The sequence below is a fragment of the Calidithermus terrae genome, assembly GCF_003574345.1.
In the GTDB taxonomy this organism is placed as follows: domain Bacteria; phylum Deinococcota; class Deinococci; order Deinococcales; family Thermaceae; genus Calidithermus; species Calidithermus chliarophilus.
Genome location: NZ_QXDL01000349.1, coordinates 1 through 2,490, shown reverse-complemented (window position 1 = coordinate 2,490; position 2,490 = coordinate 1). Strand labels below are relative to the sequence as shown.

At 72.4% G+C, this 2,490-nt stretch carries 2 protein-coding genes; one reads left to right on the top strand and one right to left on the bottom strand.

The window, feature by feature from the left end:
- Positions 1-755 (top strand): zinc-dependent alcohol dehydrogenase (locus Mterra_RS20490; protein WP_119316775.1); only part of this gene is annotated, 755 nt, incomplete at its 5' end.
- 36 nt (positions 756-791) lie between these two features.
- On the opposite strand, the gene Mterra_RS20485 is transcribed toward Mterra_RS20490, so the two are convergent.
- Complete coding sequence (locus Mterra_RS20485; protein ID WP_119316774.1) at positions 792-2,234, bottom strand: NADP-dependent isocitrate dehydrogenase; 1,443 nt, start codon at positions 2,232-2,234, stop codon at positions 792-794.
- Between the last annotated feature and the right edge of the window lie 256 nt (positions 2,235-2,490).

Sequence of the window (2,490 nt, the reverse complement as noted above, 5' to 3'; positions counted from 1 at the left end):
GGTGGGAGGGGGCGCTCGTGGCCCTCGAGCCCTCCCTCACCTGCGGGGAGTGCGAGGCGTGCCGCGGCGGGCGCTACAACATCTGCGAGCGCCTGCGGGTGATGGGCTTCCAGGCCCCGGGGGCCATGGCCGAGCGCTTCGTGAGCCCGGCGCGCAACCTGCACCGCCTGCCGGAGGGCTTCGACGCCGAGCTCGGCGCGATGGTCGAGCCGCTGGCGGTGGCCGTGCACGCGGCGGCCCTCGCCCCGCTGCAGGGCAGGGACGTGGCGGTGCTCGGCGCGGGGGCCATCGGGCTGCTGGTCGCGCAGGTGGCCCGGGCCTACGGGGCGGCCCGCGTGGACGTGGTGGACCCGCTCGAGCCCCGCCGCCGGGCGGCCGAGGCGCTCGGCCTGCGGGCCAAGGCCCCCGACGGGGCCAAGTACCACGTGCTCTTCGAGTGCGCGGGCAACGAGAAGGCCCTCGAGGCGGCCATCCGAGGCGCCCGCAAGGGCGGCAGCGTCGTCGTCGTCGGCGTGTACGGCCGGCCCGCGACCGTCAGCGCCGGGCTGATCCAGGACTGGGAGATCGGGCTGAAGGGCAGCCTGATGTACACCTTCCGGGACTACCGCGAGGCGATCCGGCTCTTCGCGGAGGGGCGGGTGCAGGGCAAGCCCCTGGTGACGCACCGCTTCCCCCTCCACGAGGCGGGGGCCGCCTTCGCGGCGGCGCTGGGGCGGGAGCGGGCCTTAAAGGTGATGCTCCTCGCGCAGGGCTAGGGGCGCCGCGGCCCCGTCACCCCGTGGGCCTCCCCCTCACTGGCCCTGCCCCAGCGAGTAGCCCGGCTTGCCGTCGAAGGTGTAGAGGTGCTCGGTCTTGATGAAGTCGAGGCCGGCGTCGGCCAGGCGGCCCAGCAGCGCCACCAGGTCGTGGTGGGCGAGCTTCGCCCCTTCGCGCGCCATGAAGCGCCCGCGCCAGTGGTCGGTGCGGAAGGTCTCGGGGAAGCCGCCGGGCCAGACCTTGACCCCGCGGTTGGTGATCATCACCAGCTCGAGGCCCCCCGCCTGCGGCTGGAGCAGCCGGGCCAGCTCCTCGGGCTGCTGCCCGCGCCAGTGGAAGAACACGTCCACCCCCACCAGCTCCCTGCGGGCGGGCTCGCGGCGCGGCACCGGCGGCACCATCGGCCCGGGGCTGGGCGGGCCGAAGCGGACCGGGCGCAGGCGGTCGGGCTCCTGGCCCAGCCGCTCGATCACTGCCTGGGCGAACTCCTGCGTCCCCACCTTGCGCTCGCTGACCCGCTCGTCGTAGATGTCGGGGGTGTGGATGCCGTCCTCGAGGGTCTTGAGCCAGGCGTTCTTGATGCGGGCGGCGGCCTCGGGCTGGCCGATGTGCACCAGCATGAGGACGGCGCCCTGCAAGAGCCCCGAGGGGTTGGCGACGCCCTTGCCGGCGATGTCGGGGGCGCTGCCGTGGACGGCCTCGAACATCGCCACCCCGTCGCCCACGTTGGCGCTGCCCGCCAGCCCCACGCTCCCCGCCACCTCGGCGGCGATGTCGGAGAGGATGTCGCCGTAGAGGTTGGGGGCGAGGATCACGTCGAAGCGCTCGGGCATCTCGGCCAGCCGCGCCGCGCCGATATCCACGATCATGTGCTCTTTCTGCAGCTCGGGGTACTCCTGGCCGATCTCGTCGAACACCCGGTGGAAAAGCCCGTCGGTGAGCTTCATGATGTTGTCTTTGGTGATGCAGGTCACCTTTCTGCGCCCGTTGCGCCGGGCGAACTCGAAGGCGTAGCGCACGATCCGCTCGGTGCCGGGGCGGGAGATGAGCTTCAGGCACTGCACCACCTCGTCGGTCTGCTGGTGTTCGATCCCCGCGTAGAGGTCCTCCTCGTTCTCCCGCACGATCACGAGGTCGATGCTCTTGTGCTTGGTGGTGACGAAGGGCTCGTACGACTGCACCGGGCGCACGTTGGCGTACAGGCCCAGCGTCTTGCGCACGGTGACGTTGAGGCTCTTGTAGCCCCCGCCCTGCGGGGTGGTGATGGGGGCCTTGAGGAAGACGCGGGTGCGGCGCAGGCTCTCCCAGGCCGACTCCTCGATGCCGCTGCTGGCCCCGCGCAGGTACACGCTCTCGCCGATCTCGATGACCTCGGGGGCGACCTGGGCGCCGCCGGCCTCGAGGATCCGCAGCACCGCCTCCATGATCTCGGGGCCGATGCCGTCGCCATAAGCCACGGTGATAGGGGTCTTGCTCATCCCAAGCAGGGTAGGCGAAAGCCGCCGGGCATACGGTATCTTGCGCTCCGGTCCGCTTGGGCTATACTGCCCTAGAATCCGGGGGCGCATCAGCTCGAGCCCGTCCCCGCGCGGCGTCCTGGGGTGGCGGGGGTCTCACCCGCCACGCCTATTTCACGGTGACGCTGCTCGAGCCGTCCCCTCCGCCACCCCACCGCCGCTGCCCGGGCCGCCGGTCCTTTCGCAGGGCGGGCTCGAGGGCCACCCGCTCCCACCC

What these genes read in the sequence shown, in the direction of transcription:
- Mterra_RS20485 (WP_119316774.1), bottom strand. Translation starts at nt 2,234, where the DNA reads ATGAGCAAGACCCCTATCACCGTGGCTTATGGCGACGGCATCGGCCCC.